At 42.3% G+C, this 16,337-nt stretch carries 16 protein-coding genes; 10 read left to right on the plus strand and 6 right to left on the minus strand.

Annotated features, from left to right (window positions below; genetic code table 11):
- Positions 1-163: 163 nt before the first annotated feature.
- A complete protein-coding gene (locus AAGR14_RS02215; RefSeq protein WP_342646964.1) occupies positions 164-3,304 on the plus strand; it encodes an ATP-dependent DNA helicase in 3,141 nt (1,046 codons plus the stop codon).
- A gap of 91 nt (positions 3,305-3,395) precedes the next feature.
- On the plus strand, positions 3,396-4,745 hold the full coding sequence (locus tag AAGR14_RS02220; RefSeq protein WP_342646965.1) for a M20/M25/M40 family metallo-hydrolase: 1,350 nt from the start codon (positions 3,396-3,398) through the stop codon (positions 4,743-4,745).
- A gap of 93 nt (positions 4,746-4,838) precedes the next feature.
- On the opposite strand, the gene AAGR14_RS02225 is transcribed toward AAGR14_RS02220, so the two are convergent.
- The 3 genes from AAGR14_RS02225 to AAGR14_RS02235 are packed head-to-tail and all read right to left on the minus strand — an operon-like array spanning position 4,839 to position 6,748.
- A complete protein-coding gene (locus AAGR14_RS02225; RefSeq protein WP_342646966.1) occupies positions 4,839-5,630 on the minus strand; it encodes an ABC transporter permease in 792 nt (263 codons plus the stop codon).
- Positions 5,631-5,639: 9 nt separating this feature from the next.
- A complete protein-coding gene (locus AAGR14_RS02230) occupies positions 5,640-6,539 on the minus strand; it encodes an ATP-binding cassette domain-containing protein (RefSeq protein ID WP_342646967.1) in 900 nt (299 codons plus the stop codon).
- A complete protein-coding gene (locus tag AAGR14_RS02235) occupies positions 6,536-6,748 on the minus strand; it encodes a hypothetical protein (protein WP_342646968.1) in 213 nt (70 codons plus the stop codon). The genes AAGR14_RS02230 and AAGR14_RS02235 overlap by 4 nt, the downstream gene beginning before the upstream one ends.
- 202 nt (positions 6,749-6,950) lie before the next feature.
- Between AAGR14_RS02235 and AAGR14_RS02240 the strand changes: the two genes are divergently transcribed.
- Positions 6,951-7,964, plus strand: a complete 1,014-nt coding sequence (locus tag AAGR14_RS02240) for a sensor histidine kinase (protein ID WP_342646969.1) — start codon at positions 6,951-6,953, stop codon at positions 7,962-7,964.
- Between the two features lies 1 nt (position 7,965).
- Positions 7,966-8,700 (plus strand): LytTR family DNA-binding domain-containing protein, encoded by a 735-nt coding sequence (locus AAGR14_RS02245; protein WP_342646970.1) that lies wholly within the window; start codon positions 7,966-7,968, stop codon positions 8,698-8,700.
- Here the strand turns inward: AAGR14_RS02245 and AAGR14_RS02250 are convergent.
- The 3 genes from AAGR14_RS02250 to metK all read right to left on the minus strand — a co-directional run bounded on the left by AAGR14_RS02250 (position 8,697) and on the right by metK (position 11,429).
- Positions 8,697-9,431 carry a lysophospholipid acyltransferase family protein gene (locus AAGR14_RS02250; protein ID WP_342646971.1) on the minus strand — a complete coding sequence of 245 codons (735 nt, stop codon included), beginning with the start codon at positions 9,429-9,431 and terminating at the stop codon, positions 8,697-8,699. The two genes, AAGR14_RS02245 and AAGR14_RS02250, sit on opposite strands and share 4 nt — an antisense overlap.
- Before the next feature lie 93 nt (positions 9,432-9,524).
- A complete protein-coding gene (locus tag AAGR14_RS02255) occupies positions 9,525-10,088 on the minus strand; it encodes an NUDIX hydrolase (protein ID WP_342646972.1) in 564 nt (187 codons plus the stop codon).
- Positions 10,089-10,178: 90 nt separating this feature from the next.
- A complete protein-coding gene (gene metK / locus AAGR14_RS02260) occupies positions 10,179-11,429 on the minus strand; it encodes a methionine adenosyltransferase (protein WP_342646973.1) in 1,251 nt (416 codons plus the stop codon).
- A gap of 220 nt (positions 11,430-11,649) precedes the next feature.
- On the opposite strand from metK, the gene AAGR14_RS02265 reads away from it, so the two are divergent.
- The 6 genes from AAGR14_RS02265 to AAGR14_RS02290 all read left to right on the plus strand — a co-directional run bounded on the left by AAGR14_RS02265 (position 11,650) and on the right by AAGR14_RS02290 (position 16,335).
- Positions 11,650-12,537 (plus strand): diacylglycerol kinase family protein, encoded by an 888-nt coding sequence (locus tag AAGR14_RS02265; protein WP_342646974.1) that lies wholly within the window; start codon positions 11,650-11,652, stop codon positions 12,535-12,537.
- Between the two features lie 3 nt (positions 12,538-12,540).
- Complete coding sequence (locus AAGR14_RS02270) at positions 12,541-12,885, plus strand: translation initiation factor (protein ID WP_342646975.1); 345 nt, start codon at positions 12,541-12,543, stop codon at positions 12,883-12,885.
- Positions 12,886-13,353: 468 nt separating this feature from the next.
- Complete coding sequence (locus AAGR14_RS02275; RefSeq protein WP_342646976.1) at positions 13,354-14,196, plus strand: MotA/TolQ/ExbB proton channel family protein; 843 nt, start codon at positions 13,354-13,356, stop codon at positions 14,194-14,196.
- A gap of 104 nt (positions 14,197-14,300) precedes the next feature.
- Positions 14,301-14,909, plus strand: a complete 609-nt coding sequence (locus tag AAGR14_RS02280; RefSeq protein WP_342646977.1) for a biopolymer transporter ExbD — start codon at positions 14,301-14,303, stop codon at positions 14,907-14,909.
- A gap of 4 nt (positions 14,910-14,913) precedes the next feature.
- A complete protein-coding gene (locus tag AAGR14_RS02285) occupies positions 14,914-15,456 on the plus strand; it encodes a biopolymer transporter ExbD (protein WP_342646978.1) in 543 nt (180 codons plus the stop codon).
- Positions 15,457-15,489: 33 nt separating this feature from the next.
- Positions 15,490-16,335 (plus strand): TonB family protein, encoded by an 846-nt coding sequence (locus AAGR14_RS02290; RefSeq protein ID WP_342646979.1) that lies wholly within the window; start codon positions 15,490-15,492, stop codon positions 16,333-16,335.
- The last annotated feature ends 2 nt before the right edge of the window (positions 16,336-16,337 follow it).

Below are 16,337 nucleotides of genomic sequence, written 5' to 3' on the forward strand. Positions count from 1 at the left end.
TCAGTTAGAAAAAGGGTCAAGTTGTTAACCGATAAGACACAACATAGCTATTTCAGTCAAGCTTATTGTGTCAATTTTTGCTATAAAATATTTAAGCTCCGCTTATATAGTGCACTAAAATCATTACTGCTGCATTTTCAAATTCTGTACCTTTACTTTTGTAATGATGCAGTCTCCTACCGAAAAGTTTAATAGTATTTTAGCTCAGTTAAATGCTGAGCAATTAGCAGCCGTTAATAAAATTGATGGCCCGGTGCTGGTTGTGGCTGGCCCTGGTACCGGTAAAACACAAATACTGGCAGCACGGATAGGTAAAATACTGCTCGAAACCGATGCCCAGCCCAACGAGATATTATGTCTTACTTATACAGATGCCGGAGCTGTGGCTATGCGTAAACGTCTTTTTGAGTTTATAGGACCTGATGCTTACCGAATCAACATCTATACCTTCCACGCGTTTTGTAATGATATTATTCAGGAAAATCTGGATTATTTTGGCAAGGTAAGCTTGGAGCCGCTGAACGATCTGGAATCTGCCATGCTATTTAGAGAACTGGTAGATGAATTTGACACCGATCATTTATTGAAGCGGTTTACCGGCGATATTTACTATGATGTGCCCCGGCTAAAAAGCTTGTTTAGCACCATGAAGCGCGAAAACTGGGAACTGACCATGATTGAGCGTGCGGTACAGGAATATATTGATGATTTACCCAACCGCGAGGAGTTTATTTATAAGCGGCCCAATGCCGCCAAAGGTATTCAAAAAGGCGATCCTAAGCAGAAAGATATTGACGCCGCTAAAGAGCTGATGGATAAGCTGCTTTGTGCAGTTAAAGAGTTTGAGAACTACCAGAATAGGTTACAGCAACGCGGCCGGTATGATTATGACGACATGATTATCTGGGTACTCAGGGCTTTTCGCGATAGCGAAAACTTGTTGCGCCGCTATCAGGAAAGGCATCAGTATATACTGGTAGATGAGTTTCAGGATACCAGCGGTTCGCAAAATGAACTGCTTAAGTTTTTGCTCACTTACTGGGAAAATCCCAACGTATTTGTGGTGGGCGATGATGACCAGTCTATTTTCCGTTTCCAGGGGGCTAATATGAAAAACATACTCGACTTTGCCGGCGACTATGTGAAAACCCTGCACACCGTAGTGCTCAAAAATAATTACCGCTCTAACCAGGTAATTCTGGATGTATCACGTGTGCTCATCAACAATAATCGCGAACGCTTAACCAGTCAGCTGCGGTTGGATAAAAACCTGATGGCCTCGCATCCCCGGTTCGAAAAAGAGATGGTAGAGCCCATCATCAATGAATACGAAAACCCCGACCAGGAGTTGGTAGATGTGGCTTATCAGATAGAGCGCCTTATTGAGCGTGGCAGCTTGGCTGCTGACATTGCCGTAATTTATCGAAACCACAACCAGGTGGAGCAATTGATACAGTACCTGGATGCTAAAAAGGTAGCGGTGAATACCAAGCGCAAAATCGATATTCTCACACTGCCTTTCGGCGAGAAAATCATCAACCTGTTGCAGTATCTCGCAATGGAACTTGATTCGCCTTACAGCGGCGATGAGTTACTGTTCGAGATTATGCACTATGATTTTTTTGATATTCCGCCTATCGAAATTGCTAAGGTAAGCATAGCGGTATCAAAGGCTAATTATAGCCAGTCTAACGAGCCTAAAACCTCCATCAGGCGTTACGTAAGCGAAATGAAGGCTAACCGACAAGTGAATCTGTTTGAGCAGCCCGAATACATGGAGATGCGGCAATTAGTTACCGACATTAATTTTTTACTGAAAGCCGCAGTGAGTTTGAGTCTGCAGCAATTATTTCAGCAGGTAATTACTGCTTTAGGAATACTTAAATACATAATGCAACAGCCCGACAAAGGCTGGCATATGGAGATACTAACCAGCCTGTTCAATTTTGTGCGCGATGAAGCCCGCAAGAGCCCGGATATTAAACTTAAGGACATCATCAAAACGGTTGATTTGATGAAGCGCAATAACATCAGGCTGGAGTTGAACCAGGTCATACATGCCGAAAACGGCGTAAATTTTTTAACGGCACATGGCTCTAAAGGTTTAGAGTATGAGCATGTATTTCTGATTGGCTGTACCAAAAGGATATGGGACAGCAAAGGCCGTAATACTGGTTTTAGCTTCCCGGATACATTGATGCAGGCACCTGGCGACGATAATGCACAGCAGGAAGAATCAAGACGTTTGTTTTATGTGGCCTTAACGCGGGCCAAGCAGTGTTTGCGTATTTCTTACCCGGCCAAAGATCGTAATGGTAAAGACCAGGAAGCCTCGCAGTTTGTGGGCGAAATACTGGCAGCCAGTCATCTGCAGGTAAAGCAGTCAAAGGTTAATGAAGATGCCTTAATGGCTTATTTCGCCACACAGTTTACCGAGGATGATAAGCCAGTGGTGCAGTTGCTTGATAAAAACTACATTAACCAACTGCTGCAAAATTATGTGCTCTCGGTAACGCATTTAAATACATACCTGGATTGCCCGCTTAAGTTTTACTTCCAAAACCTCATTAGGGTACCGGCCGGTAAAAGTCCGGCAATGGCCTTTGGTTCGGCAGTGCACCATGCGCTGTACCGTACGTTTAAGCGAATGAGTGATAATGACCGTAAGTTTGGTAGTGCTGATGAATTTGTTCGGGAGTTTAGATGGTTTATGCACCGTAACCGGGATGCTTTTACCAGCGAAGAATTTAAACTGCGGATGGATTACGGCGATAAAATTTTGCCGGCTTTTTACAACGAGAACGTAAACCAGTGGCATACTAATGTAGAGGTGGAACATCCTGTGCGAGCATTTCCATTTAACGGTGTGCCGGTAAGAGGTAACTTAGATAAGGTTGAGATTAACGGCAGCCAGGTTAACATTGTAGATTACAAAACAGGCAAGCTCAAATATGCTAAAGAAAAGCTGATGCGGCCTACAGCCGACAAGCCCAATGGCGGCGATTACTGGCGACAAGCCGTGTTTTACAAAATCCTGGTTGATAATGACAAGATTAAGCCTTGGGAAGCGGTGAGCACAGTGTTTGACTTTATTGAGCCGGTGGATGGGCGCTACCACAAAGAAAAAATTGTGATTTACCCCGAAGATGTTGCCTTGGTAACCCGCCAGCTTACCGAAACCTACCACAAAATTATGGCCCACGATTTTGCCACCGGCTGCGGCAAACCCGACTGCGACTGGTGCCACTTTGTACGCAGCAACTTTAAACAGCCGGGGAAGATATTGGAAGGGGTGGAGGAGTAGTTTTGATTTTAGGGACATCGGTAAAAATGTTGTTTCTAATCATATACTCATCAGCCTATAGCTTATATTGCTTTGATTAAACAACAACTGCATGAAGTTCAAATTTTTACTCCTTTTACTATTTGCCGTACCCGCCTTTGCGCAAACTACCATTAAACAGGATGCTGCCATTACGCAGATGAATGATGAGGTGTCGGCTCAAAACATAGAAACCATTGTGCGCAAGCTGGTGAGCTTTAAAACCCGCCACACTTTAAGCGATACCACCAGCAAAACTACCGGCATCGGCGCAGCCCGTAACTGGATTAAAGCCGAACTGGAACGTTATGCGGCAGCTTCTAACGGACGCATGAAGGTGGAGTTTGATACCTTTACCCAGCCGGCCGGAGGGCGCATAGGTAAGCCTACGGTATTAAAAAACGTACTGGCTATTCTAAAAGGTACCGACCCGACCGATACCCGGATTTACATGGTTTCGGGCCATTATGATTCGAGGGTGAACAATGTGATGGATTCGGCTTTGGTGGCACCTGGGGCGGTTGATGATGCCTCGGGCACGGCTGTTTCGATGGAGATTGCCCGGGTAATGGCCAAGCGGTCTTTTCCGGCTACTATTATTTTTATGGCAGTAGCAGGCGAGGAACAGGGCCTGAACGGCTCAACCAATGTAGCCAAGCGAGCCAAAGCCGAAAAGTGGAATGTGGATGCCATGCTGAATAACGATATTGTTGGAAATACCTACGGCATGGAAAACGGTATAAAAAACAATACCAACGTCCGGGTTTTTAGCGAAGGTGTACCATCAACTGTAAGTGGCGATGCACGTGCGCTGGCCTCGTTAATCAATAATGGCGGCGAAAATGATAGTCCGTCAAGGCAATTGGCCCGGTATATTAAAGAAGTGGCCGAACGTTACGTGAGCCACCTGGACGTAAAAATGGTTTACCGTCGCGACCGCTTTTTACGTGGCGGCGACCAGACTCCTTTTCTGCAAAATGGCTTTACAGCAGTACGCTTCACTGAGATGAACGAGGACTTTAACCGTCAGCATCAGAACGTCCGTAAAGAAAAAGGCGTTGATTATGGCGACCTGCCCGAATTTGCCGATTATGATTATATCCAAAAAGTAGCCCGAATGAATTTGTCGGTTTTAGCCAATCTGGCCATGGCCCCTGCGCAACCGCAAAACGTAGGCGTAAGTACCAGTGGGCTGACCAACAAAACCACCCTGAAATGGAGTGCGCCTGAGGTGGGTAAAAAGCCGGCTGGCTATTACATCCTGATGCGCGAAACTATCAGCCCATATTGGGAAAAGAAAATTTTCGTCACCGGCAATGAGTATACTTCGGATTACTCCAAGGATAATTACTTTTTTGCCGTGCAGTCGGTGGATGCTGATGGGCACGAAAGTTTGCCGGTATATCCGAAGCCGATAAGATAATCTGTATAGGTAAGAAAATACTGTAATCTAAAACACAAAAGAGACCCTGAAAAGTCTCTTTTGTGTTTTAAAATGATAAGGTGTAGGTAAATGTTATTTGATGCTCAAGCGCCTCACAATAAAGTAACCCAATACAAAAACTACAGCAGCAGTTCCTATACTGGCCAGCACCTCATTGGTAAATATTTCTAAACCGGAATTAACTCTTATTTTTTTGCTCAGGCCCATAACGGCGTGTAAAGGTTGCGCATAGGGGAAAGCGTAAGCATATTCCCAACGTACATTAGTTACCAGTATTATACCAACGATGGTGCCTACAAAGCCAATTCCCATTGGTTTTAAAAAATCTTTCCAAATCAGGCTCATTACAAATTGCAGGGCCAATGTGGCCAGTGAGCCTAAAAATAATTTAATGTAGATATCAAAAAGTTCTTTTTCTATATGCGCATCAAGAAATTTAAGTTCGGGTTTGAGCAAGCCCAATAAATTACCAAACCCGATGGTGAACCCAACAAACAGCATCAGGCAAAGCAACACTAGGAAAAAGGCATAAAAAAACTTGGCGCTGTAAATAGACCATTTAGGTATAGGTAGCGTGAACAATGTTTTCCAGGTATCTGATTTATGTTCAACACTGTTTACCGAATAGGCTATGAATATGATAAAGATAGGCAGCAGCAGTGTGCCCATCATCCCTAAAGAAATACCCGAGAACTGCGCCCACAATACTTTGCCCGGATAAGCCGCCAGCTTAGCGCTTTTAAAATAAAAACCAAGACTAATAAGCGAGGTAAGCAGCAGGGGCAAAAGTACGGCGCTCCAAAAGCCCAGCGTTTTCCGGCTCTTGTAAAACTCCGATTGCAGTGATAATAAAAATCCTTTCATGGGTTTAGGTTAGGCGTTTTGGGTAATGTTCAGAAACAGTTGTTCCAGGTCTTTCTGTACTTTACCAATACTGTATACTTTATGCCCCTGGTTGTGCAGGCTGGCGTTTATAGCAGCCGCTGCATCTTTGGTGGTATAGGGTAGGGTAATGTAGGTGTCGGTAACCTGATTTACGTCGTGACCGGTGTTTTTCAAAAAGTTGGCGGCATCGGCAATGTGGTCTGTCTCTACCTGAATCATGGGCTGGCTGATGCTTTCCAAATCCTGGATGCTGCCCTGAAACACCATGGCACCGTGGTTAATAATGCCTACGTGGGTAACCATCCGCTCAATTTCGGCCAGTAAATGGCTCGATACAAAAACAGTTTTGCCCTGCTCTTTAACCAGTTTAACCAGCAGTTCCCTGATTTCGATAATACCGTTTGGGTCGAGGCCGTTAGTCGGCTCGTCGAGGATTAATAGTTTGGGATCGGCCAGCATAGCTAAGCCAATGCCCAGCCGTTGTTTCATACCCAGCGAGTAGTTACTTGCCTTTTTATGAGCGGCATCTTTTAAGTGCACCAGCGCTAACATTTCGTCAACCCGGTTAATGGGTACCTGTAAAAGCTTGGCGCGGTTAATCAGGTTTTCTTTGCCTGTTAAGTGGCCGTAAATGGCCGGCTGCTCAATAAGCGAACCAATTTGCGACAGGATGCTGAGCCGGTTGCGTTGCAACTCCTGCCCAAATATAGAAATACTGCCTTCCTGTATTTTAAGCAGACTGAGCAGCAGCTTAATGGTTGTAGTTTTGCCTGCTCCATTAGGCCCCAAAAAACCAAAAATGCTGCGCTCGGGTACTTGCAGTGATAAGGATTTTACAACCGGCTGTTTGCCAAAGTAAAAGTTTAGGTTGTGAGTTTCAATTATCATAAACCATTTACCGAAACTGAACAAACAGTTTTTACTAAATGGATGCCCTGGCTAAACAGCGAAGTAGCGTGTTTAACCGAAGTTATGCTGTTGCTGTCGGTAAAGTGACTGGCTTTCTCAAACTGGTAGGTTACGCCCAGTACTAAAGCAAATACTACAGGTACTAACAGTAATATAAAAGGATTAAGGTTTGACACTAACTTTTTCATTGTGACTGATTTGATGAAACAAAGTAAATTCAAAAAAATCAGCTCCTAAACTTATTTAGACCAACTGCCCCGAATTATAGATAAACGGCAGTTTACAGCGACGAAAGCGTTCATCGATAGTTACAGCCCGTTCATCGGTAAAAAGCCGGGGTGTATATAATTGCCGGGGCAAGTTCGTGCCATTAATTTTATATTTAGGGCAATGAAGAAATATTGGCAGATATTTGGGCACTCGCTGTTTTGGATAAGCGTAATCTCGTTTTTTATGCTTGTTGCCCATAATAACACCAAGCTAAAGCTGATAGATTTGCTGGTAACCTTTATTGGTTACGGTATAATTAATATCGGCATGTTCTATTTCAACTACCTGTACCTTATTCCGCATTATCTGGATAAAAAGCAATACCGCAGATACATCCTGGTAACGCTGCTCACCGTTGCTATAATCGGATTTGTTAAATTTGGATTAGGTACCGTGTTTCACGAGCATATTTTAGTGAGCCGCAGTGGCAAAACTATTAGCTTTTGGTCTTATTACACCAGCACCCTGCTTACCAGTATCATTTTTATGTTGCTAAGCCTGTTATACCATTTTACGGTAGACTGGTTTTTGAACGAACGCATACAGCGCGATTTGGAAAACCAGCGCCTCACTGCCGAACTGGCTTTGCTGAAGTCGCAGATTAACCCTCATTTTTTATTTAACTCGCTCAACAGTATTTATTCCCTGGCTTACCAGCGGGCTAATAATACGCCCGAGGCTATTTTAAAACTTTCGGAAATTATGCGCTATATGCTGTATGAGTGTAATGACAATAAAGTTGACTTAGCGCACGAGCTGCAATACCTGCAAAACTTTATCGATTTGCAAAAAATACGTTTCGGTGCTAATGGTCATGTTGATTTTAGGGTAGAAGGCATCATCACTTACCAGCGTATTGTACCCTTACTGCTTATCTCGTTTATCGAAAATGCTTTTAAGCATGGGGTAGCCAATGATGAGCAAAACCCGATATTAATCCATATTACGGTTGATGACAGTAAGCTGCATTTTTACATGCACAACAAAAAACATTTGCTCAACCGGGATGCCGCCGGGGGCATTGGCCTGAGCAATGTTAAGCGCAGATTGAAATTATTGTATCCAAACCAGTATCAGCTAAACATAAATGAAACGGCTGATACGTATTCTTGCGAATTATCTTTAGCTTTATAAAATGATCAGGTGCCTGGTAGTTGATGATGAGCCTTTGGCGTTGCATGTGGTAGAAGACTACATTTCAAAGATTCCCTTTTTGCAATTGGTTAAAGCAACTACCAGTGCTATTGAGGCGCTTACCCTGGTGCAGGATGGCGGCATTGATCTGGTTTTTTTAGATGTACAGATGCCCGAGCTTACCGGTATCCAGTTTTTGCGGATATCCAACGGTAAAGCCAAAATAATTTTAACCACGGCCTACCCGCAATATGCCCTGCAGGGCTATGAACTGGATGCGGTGGATTACCTGCTTAAGCCTATCGCGTTCGACAGGTTTTTTAAGGCGTCGCAAAAGGTACATGCAGCTATGTTTCCGCCGGCGGTTAAGCCGGTTGAAAAAGAAGAAGCACCGGCACATCCGCAATCTGATATCTCCAACGATTTTATATTCGTAAAAACGGAGCATAAAATACAGAAGGTTTACCTGAACAATATTCTGTTTATCGAAGGTCTAAAAGACTATATCTCCATATTTACACCGGCAGAACGCATTATCACCTTACAAAACATGAAAAAGGTGGAAGATGCACTTCCCGAAAGGCATTTTATCCGGGTACATCGTTCTTATATCGTAGCGCTCAACAAAATTGATAGTATAGAGCGCAGCCGTATTTTTATGGGCGATAAAATTATCCCGATCGGCGATACTTACCGCGACGAATTTTTTAAGATGATTGAAGAAAAAAATATCTAAACGTTCATTTTAGCTTTAATGGTTTCTTCAATCTGTTTTACAAGTTCGTCGGCCGGGCGGCCGTTGGGCTCAATAGGTGTAAGTACCTCAAAACGTAAATGTTCAAAAGTGCTTAGTGGATAAATTCCATAACGCACCATTTTCCAGGCGTTATTGATGGCAATGGGTACCAATAATGCATTAGGGCACTTCTTTAATATGGTGGCAATACCAGCCGATTGAAATGAGCGTACGTGTCCGTCTTTAGACCGTGTACCTTCCGGAAAAATAACGGTCGACCAGTTATTGTCTTTCATGCGGCCGGCCAGTTTTGCCAGTTCGGTAATGGCCTGGCGCGGATCATTACGATCTATATTGGCACCACCACCCACTTTCAAATTGTAGGAGATAGACAGGATGCCCTTAGTTAACTCAACCTTAGAGATAAATTTAGCATGGTAACGGCGCAAATGATAAATAAGCGGCGGCACATCATACATGCTCTGGTGGTTGGCTACAAAAATCATAGGGCGTCCCTCTGGCAGTTGTTGCCTGTTGATGAAAGTAATACGGTTGCCCAGTAAATAATAGGTGCTGGTTAATAAGCCGTTTAATATATCTACCGACCGTTTGTGAGCGGCATAGCCGCTTAAATTATAGCATAACCATTGTATTGGTTGAAATAGCAGCAGTAAAAACCCAAAAGCCGGATAATGAATGGCAGATAGGATATAGCCTAACAGTTTTCTCATATCAGAACACCAAAGTTAACAAAATAACCTGAAGGTAAAATGTTCAGCATTAGCGTTTATGGTCTTGTTTAACCCTTACCCGTTTGCTCCGGTTTATTTAATGGTGCCTTCTATAATCATTAACTGCACTCTCATTACGGCTGCTAAGGTTATCGAGTCGGTAATTTCGCTTTTGCATACCATTTGGTACACTTCGCTAAACGGTAATTTGCGTACTATAAGCTCTTCTGTTTCCTCGGGTTCTGCTTCATGCTGTTCCAGGCCGCGTGCCAGGTAGATGTAGCCAAACTCATCGCCTACCGAATTAGATAAGTGAATGCGGTTAATCTCTGTCCACTCGTTGGCTTTTAATCCGGTTTCTTCCAGTAATTCGCGCTTAGCGGCTTCAAGCGGGTCGGTACCCAATGGTCCACCACCTTCCGGAATTTCCCAACTATACTGGTTTAAGGTAAAGCGGAACTGACCAACCAAATAAGTGTTTAACTCATCATCTAAAGCCACTATACCAATAGCCCGGTTTTTATAATGTATTTTACCGTAAATACCCGCATTGCCAGATGGGTTTATTACCTCGTAATGAGTTAAGCCTATCCACGGGTTATCATAAACCTGTTTTTCAGATGTTATTTGCCACGGGTTATGTTCGGGGTGTTGCATGCGGGTAAATATAGAATGTTCAGATAAAATGAAGACATAAAAAAAGCGGCAGAATTTTCTACCGCTTCAAATGGATATTAAAAAAAGCTTTTAAAGACCGAAAGACTCTTTAACTTTTCCAACGTAGTCTAATTTTTCCCAGGTAAACAGTTCTACCTCTTTTGTTACTTCGCGGCCTTCTGGGCTTACAAATGTTTTGGTTACAGTTTCGCTGGTTTTACCAAAATGGCCGTAAGCAGCAGTTTCACTGTAAATTGGGTTGCGCAGTTTAAAGCGCGTTTCTATAGCGTACGGACGCATATCAAACAATTGTTCCACTTTTTTGGCTATCTCGCCGTCGTGCAAATCAACCTGCGCCGTACCATAAGTATTTACATAGATGCCCATAGGTTGTGCTACACCAATAGCATATGATACCTGTACCAGCACTTCTTTACAAACACCGGCCGCAACCAGGTTTTTAGCAATATGACGGGTAGCATAAGCAGCCGAGCGGTCAACTTTCGACGGATCTTTACCCGAAAATGCACCACCGCCGTGTGCTCCTTTGCCACCGTAGGTATCTACAATAATTTTACGGCCGGTTAAGCCAGTATCACCATGCGGACCCCCAATTACAAATTTACCCGTGGGGTTAATGTGATATTTAATATCATCGTTAAAAAAGTGGGCATACTTAGGATAGCGGGCCTTAACACGCGGAATTAGGATGCTAATAATATCTTCGCGAATTTTGGCCAGCATTGCATCATCCTCATCAAAATCATCATGCTGGGTTGATATTACAATGGCATCAATACGCTGTGGCTGGTTATTATCATCATATTCCAGCGTTACCTGCGATTTTGCATCCGGGCGCAAATATTTAATATCTGTAAGTTCGCGGCGTATAGCGGCCAGCTCAATTAATAAAGCATGGGCAATATCCAAGGCTAAGGGCATATAGTTGTCTGTTTCTACCGTAGCGTAGCCAAACATCATACCCTGGTCGCCGGCGCCTTGTTCTTGTTTATCCTGGCGGTCAACCCCCTGGTTAATATCAGGCGATTGCTCGTGAATGGCCGATAGCACACCGCACGAACTGCCATCAAACATATACTCACCCTTGGTATAACCTATACGGTTAATAACATCACGGGCAATTTTTTGTACGTCTAAATAAGCTTTTGATTTTACCTCACCAGCTAAAATTACCTGCCCGGTAGTTACCAGCGTTTCGCAGGCAACTTTAGAGTCGGCATCAAAAGCCAGGAAATTATCAATCAACGCGTCCGATATCTGGTCGGCCACTTTATCCGGATGTCCTTCTGAAACGGACTCTGAAGTGAATAAATAAGGCATAAAATTTCTATCAAAAATTAATGTTTGCAAGCAAGCGTCCGGAAAAGAAAAGGATTGAGTAAAAAAGGAAGACAAGGGTTTTAGCACTTTTTTACGTGGTTGCAATCCGACTGCTCAAGGCAGCATTTTTCAAATCAGTCCACTATCAGTCAGCAAAAGTAAAACAATTTTACAAAAGCCGAAAATAGGCTTACTTTTGATACCGAAAAAGTATAGATAGTTGAAAAGGAAAGCTTTATTTGTAATTAATCCGGTGGCAGGCGGCAAATCTAAGGAGCATGTGCCCCAATTAATTAAGCAATACCTTAACAAAGAAGCCATTGAGCCTACCATCGTGTTTACCGAAGAAGCCGGGCACGCACACTGGCTGGCTAAAGAAGCCAGCGCTACTCACCACAATATTATTGCAGTAGGAGGAGACGGTACCGTAAACGAAGTGGCGTCAGCAGTGGTTGGTAGCCAGGCTGCCCTGGGTATATTACCCTTTGGTTCAGGTAATGGATTGTCCAGGTTTTTAAGCATCCCTATGGATACGGTGAAGGCAATACAAGCTGTCAATACATATCATACTCAAATGATAGATGCTGCGCAGCTAAACGGACAGTGGTTTTTTAATATGGCCGGTATGGGGTTTGATGCGCATATCAGTCATGTTTTTGCTCAACAAAAAAAGCGGGGCTTTATTACTTATTTTAAATCGGCCGTAAGCGAAATTATCAGTTACAAGTCTCAGCGTTATGATATGATCATTGACGGTAAAACCTATAGTCGCGATGCGTTTATGCTGAGTTTTGCCAATTCATCACAATACGGTAACAACGCTCACGTATCTCCTCATGCTTCTGTACAAGATGGCTTACTGGATGTATGTGTTATTAAACCTTTTCCGTTATATCGTTTCCCGGAGATGGGAGTGCGCATGTTTGCTAAAACGGCCGATAAATCTAAATACGTAGAAATCATCCGCGGAAAGAATATACAGGTAGCACGCAATAGTGCCGGTCCCGTGCACCTGGACGGCGAGCCGCAAAGCCTCGGTGCTGATGTTGATATCAAAATTGTACCTTTATCTTTAAAGGTAATTGTGGGCAGCAGTTACAGCAAATAAGCTATGAGCAAGAAAAATAAAAACCTTTCCGGCGGAATGATTTATTCCACCGATCCTGACTTTGCGTTTGATGACGGGAGCCAGGGTGATATTACTACGCCGCCAGCGCAACAGCAAAATCTTAAAATTTACCTGGATCGCAAAGGCGGGAGTAAGCTCGTTACCCGCATTACAGGTTTTGCCGGAGCCGAAAGCGATTTAGAGGCTTTAGGAAAAGTATTGAAAACTAAGTGCGGCGTTGGTGGTTCTGTAAAAGATTATGAGATTTTAATTCAGGGTGATTTTCGTGACAAAATACTACAGCTTTTAATTACAGATGGCTACAAAGCCAAAAAAGCAGGTGGATAGCAAACATATAGTTTTTGTGATTTTTTCATAAAAAATGAATTGTTATTGCTAAAACGTTTTAAAAAACACTGATTTTGTTTAAGATTTAATAAAAGCTTGTTGATTTGTATAAAAACGAGGTGTAATTATACCTGGTATAGGCTGTTTTTGTATAAAGTAAGCCGAATGGCAGAAAACTTAAAGCCTATATCATTTTAGTTACAGTTTTTTAATGTTGAAAGCTTGCTATTATTAAAAAAAATGGTTTTCATTGCAGAAAATTGTTTGGTTAAACATAATAATCGCAATGGATTGCGTTAATAAGTAAGCCCATTAAAAAAACCGAATAATAAGTTTGACATTAAATAATTGTAAAGAATTACATTTTGCTTAATTTTATAATCATAAAATTATAAATTTGTTATTCGCTAAAAGAGCATATTTAATTAACTAAATAGATAAATAAAAACTAAAACTAAATTTAAAGTAATGGCAACCGCTCCATCAACACCAACTACTCCTGTTAAAAAAGAAAGCTCAGGTAACTCAGGCGCTTTCGCTTCTTTAGTTATTCCTATTTGTTTCGTAATCGCCGTATTGCTGTTCATTTTCGTTTTCGGTGATGCAAGCCATTACAAAGGTGGCGACCCTAAAGGCGAGCCAGTGGATATTTTCGGTACTGTACACAAAGGTGGTCCGATTGTACCAGTATTAATGACCATGTTTTTAATGATGGTTGTATTCTCAATTGAGCGTTTTGTTGTTATCGGTAAAGCATCTGGTACTGGTAACGTTGATGCTTTTGTTAGAAAAATCAACGCTTTCTTAAACCAAGGAAACATCGACGCTGCAAGTGCAGAGTGTGATAAACAAAAAGGTTCGGTAGCTAACGTTATCAAATCAGGTTTGAAAAAATACCGCGAAATGGAAGCTGAACCAAATCTTGACGTTGACCAAAAAACTTTGGCTATCCAAAAAGATATTGAAGAAGCAACTGCTTTAGAGATGCCGATGTTAGAGCAAAACCTTACCATCATTGCAACTTTAGTATCAGTAGGTACGCTGGTAGGTTTATTAGGTACGGTGGTAGGTATGATTGGTGCATTCCAAACACTGGCTACTTCTGGTGCTCCTAACCAAGCTGAGTTATCATCTCACATTTCTGAGGCTTTGATCAACACTGCATTGGGTATTGCTACTTCGGCTTTGTCAATTATTTCTTATAACGTGTTTACGTCTAAAATTGACAAACTGACTTACGCAATTGATGAGACAGGTTTCAGCATTGTGCAAACATTTGCTGCTTCACATAAAAACAGAACAAGATACTAGTATTGGTGCTGCTTAGCCGCCGTTATCTGATATAAAGCAGTAACGGCGGGTAAAGTAAAATGATAAGCCATATTAAGTATTGATTTTAAAGAACCAGAAATAAAATGCCTAGAGTAAAAATTCCAAGAAAGAGTACGTCAATCGATATGACGGCTATGTGTGACGTAGCCTTCCTTTTGCTTACCTTCTTTATATTAACGGCAAAACCTAAAGTAGAAGATCCGGTTCCGGTGGATACTCCGGGGTCAGCTTCGCAAGTTCTTTTGCCTGAAAGCGATATTGCAACCCTTACTATTGGTGGTAAAGGAAAGGTGTTTTTTGGTGTCGAAGGCTTCGAGGTACGCAAGCAATTGCTTCAGCGTATGGGCGACAGATATAAAATTGCTTTTACACCTAAAGAAGTTGAGCGTTTTGCGGTAATGCCAAGCATAGGTGTTCCTATTAGCCTTGCAAAGCAATACATCGATCTTGATGGTGATCAGCGTAAAGAATATAAAGCGCCGGGTATACCTACAGATTCGGTTAGCAACGAGTTATTTAACTGGATTAAAGAAGCGCGTATCGTAAACAGAAACATATCAGGTAAAGAATTGCGTATCACTATTAAAGGTGACAGCAAAGAAGAGTACCCGACAATACAGCGTATTATTGCCATATTGCAAAAGCAGGAAGTAAACAAATTTAGTTTAATTACATCATTAAGAGGAAAATAATAAGATGGCAGAATTAGACACCTCCGGTGGGGGTAAGAAGAAGGGTGGAAAAGTAAGAAGTAAGAAACAATCAACACGCGTGGATTTAACAGCCATGGTTGATTTGGCTTTCTTACTGGTAACTTTCTTCATGCTTACTACTACCCTGTCAAAAGCGAAAGCCATGGATTTGGCTATGCCGGATAAAAATGAAGAGAAGCCAGACGACCAGGAGCCTATTGCAGCATCAAGAACGGTAACTGTTCTTTTAGGTGCCGACAACAGGTTAGAATGGTTTGTAGGTGTACCAACAGAACCTAAATCAGCTCCAACGGTTGATAATTATGGTAAAGATGGCATCCGTAAAGTGTTAATTGAAAAGGGCGCAGAAATCAAACGTACAACCGGAAAGGACATGTATGTAATTATTAAGCCAAGCGATAAGTCAATCTACAAAAATATGATTGATATTATTGATGAATTAAATATTACAAACAATAAACTATACTCTATTGTAGATATCACGCCGGTCGAGATTGATTTACTGAAACGAGAAAAGATTTATTAATTAACAAATAAGTAGATTTAAAAAAGATAAATCATGGCTATTTTAGGATCAAAATTAGACATACTGAAACCTGAATGGCTTGATGTTGTTTTTAATGATAGAAACAAGGCTTACGGTGCCTACGAGTTACGTAAAAGTAACCCGAAAAATACAGCTAAAGCGTTATTTATAACTCTTATACTGTTTATTTTGGCCGTTTCGATGCCTACTATTATTAACAAGATCAAAGGTTTTATACCTAAGCCAAAGGAAAAAATTAAAATTGAGGAAGTAGTGCTTGCACAACCTCCACCGTTAAACGAAAAAGAGCCGCCACCGCCGCCACCGCCAAGCCCTGAGCCGCAAAAGCCAAAAGTGGATCAGGTACGTTTCCCGCCTCCAGTAGTAAAGCCAGATGAGCAGGTTCGTGAAAAAGATCCACCAAGTCAGGAAGATTTGAAAGTTGCTGACCCAGGTCCAAAAGACATCAAAGGTGACCCTTCTCAAACCGTTCGTATTGATGAGCCGGTTGGTAACGCTCCGGTTAGCGCTGCGGTAGTTGAAGCTAACCCAAATGAAATCTTTACCTCGGTAGAAGTTTTACCAGCTTTCCCTGGCGGTTTAGAAGGTTTTGGTAAGTATCTTAACAAAGCCTTACGTTACCCTTCAGTAGCTCAGGAAAACGGTGTACAAGGCCGTGTAAACGTTACCTTCGTTGTTGAACGTGATGGTAGCTTAACGGACATTAAACCAATTGGTCGCCAATTAGGCTCCGGTTTAGAAGAAGAAGCGGTACGCGTATTAAAATCTGCACCGAAGTGGACGCCTGGACGTCAAAATGGTCGCCCGGTTCGTGTACAGTATACCGTGCCAATTGTATTTACATTAGCAGATCAATAACA

Origin of the sequence: Mucilaginibacter sp. CSA2-8R, assembly GCF_038806765.1 — a bacterium.
GTDB lineage: Bacteria > Bacteroidota > Bacteroidia > Sphingobacteriales > Sphingobacteriaceae > Mucilaginibacter.

Coding starts and splice junctions, on each gene's coding strand:
- AAGR14_RS02215 (WP_342646964.1), top strand. CDS start 164: ATGATGCAGTCTCCTACCGAAAAGTTTAATAGTATTTTAGCTCAGTTA.
- AAGR14_RS02220 (WP_342646965.1), top strand. CDS start 3,396: ATGAAGTTCAAATTTTTACTCCTTTTACTATTTGCCGTACCCGCCTTT.
- AAGR14_RS02225 (WP_342646966.1), bottom strand. CDS start 5,630: ATGAAAGGATTTTTATTATCACTGCAATCGGAGTTTTACAAGAGCCGG.
- AAGR14_RS02230 (WP_342646967.1), bottom strand. CDS start 6,539: ATGATAATTGAAACTCACAACCTAAACTTTTACTTTGGCAAACAGCCG.
- AAGR14_RS02235 (WP_342646968.1), bottom strand. CDS start 6,748: ATGAAAAAGTTAGTGTCAAACCTTAATCCTTTTATATTACTGTTAGTA.
- AAGR14_RS02240 (WP_342646969.1), top strand. CDS start 6,951: ATGAAGAAATATTGGCAGATATTTGGGCACTCGCTGTTTTGGATAAGC.
- AAGR14_RS02245 (WP_342646970.1), top strand. CDS start 7,966: ATGATCAGGTGCCTGGTAGTTGATGATGAGCCTTTGGCGTTGCATGTG.
- AAGR14_RS02250 (WP_342646971.1), bottom strand. CDS start 9,431: ATGAGAAAACTGTTAGGCTATATCCTATCTGCCATTCATTATCCGGCT.
- AAGR14_RS02255 (WP_342646972.1), bottom strand. CDS start 10,088: ATGCAACACCCCGAACATAACCCGTGGCAAATAACATCTGAAAAACAG.
- metK (WP_342646973.1), bottom strand. CDS start 11,429: ATGCCTTATTTATTCACTTCAGAGTCCGTTTCAGAAGGACATCCGGAT.
- AAGR14_RS02270 (WP_342646975.1), top strand. CDS start 12,541: ATGAGCAAGAAAAATAAAAACCTTTCCGGCGGAATGATTTATTCCACC.
- AAGR14_RS02275 (WP_342646976.1), top strand. CDS start 13,354: ATGGCAACCGCTCCATCAACACCAACTACTCCTGTTAAAAAAGAAAGC.
- AAGR14_RS02280 (WP_342646977.1), top strand. CDS start 14,301: ATGCCTAGAGTAAAAATTCCAAGAAAGAGTACGTCAATCGATATGACG.
- AAGR14_RS02285 (WP_342646978.1), top strand. CDS start 14,914: ATGGCAGAATTAGACACCTCCGGTGGGGGTAAGAAGAAGGGTGGAAAA.
- AAGR14_RS02290 (WP_342646979.1), top strand. CDS start 15,490: ATGGCTATTTTAGGATCAAAATTAGACATACTGAAACCTGAATGGCTT.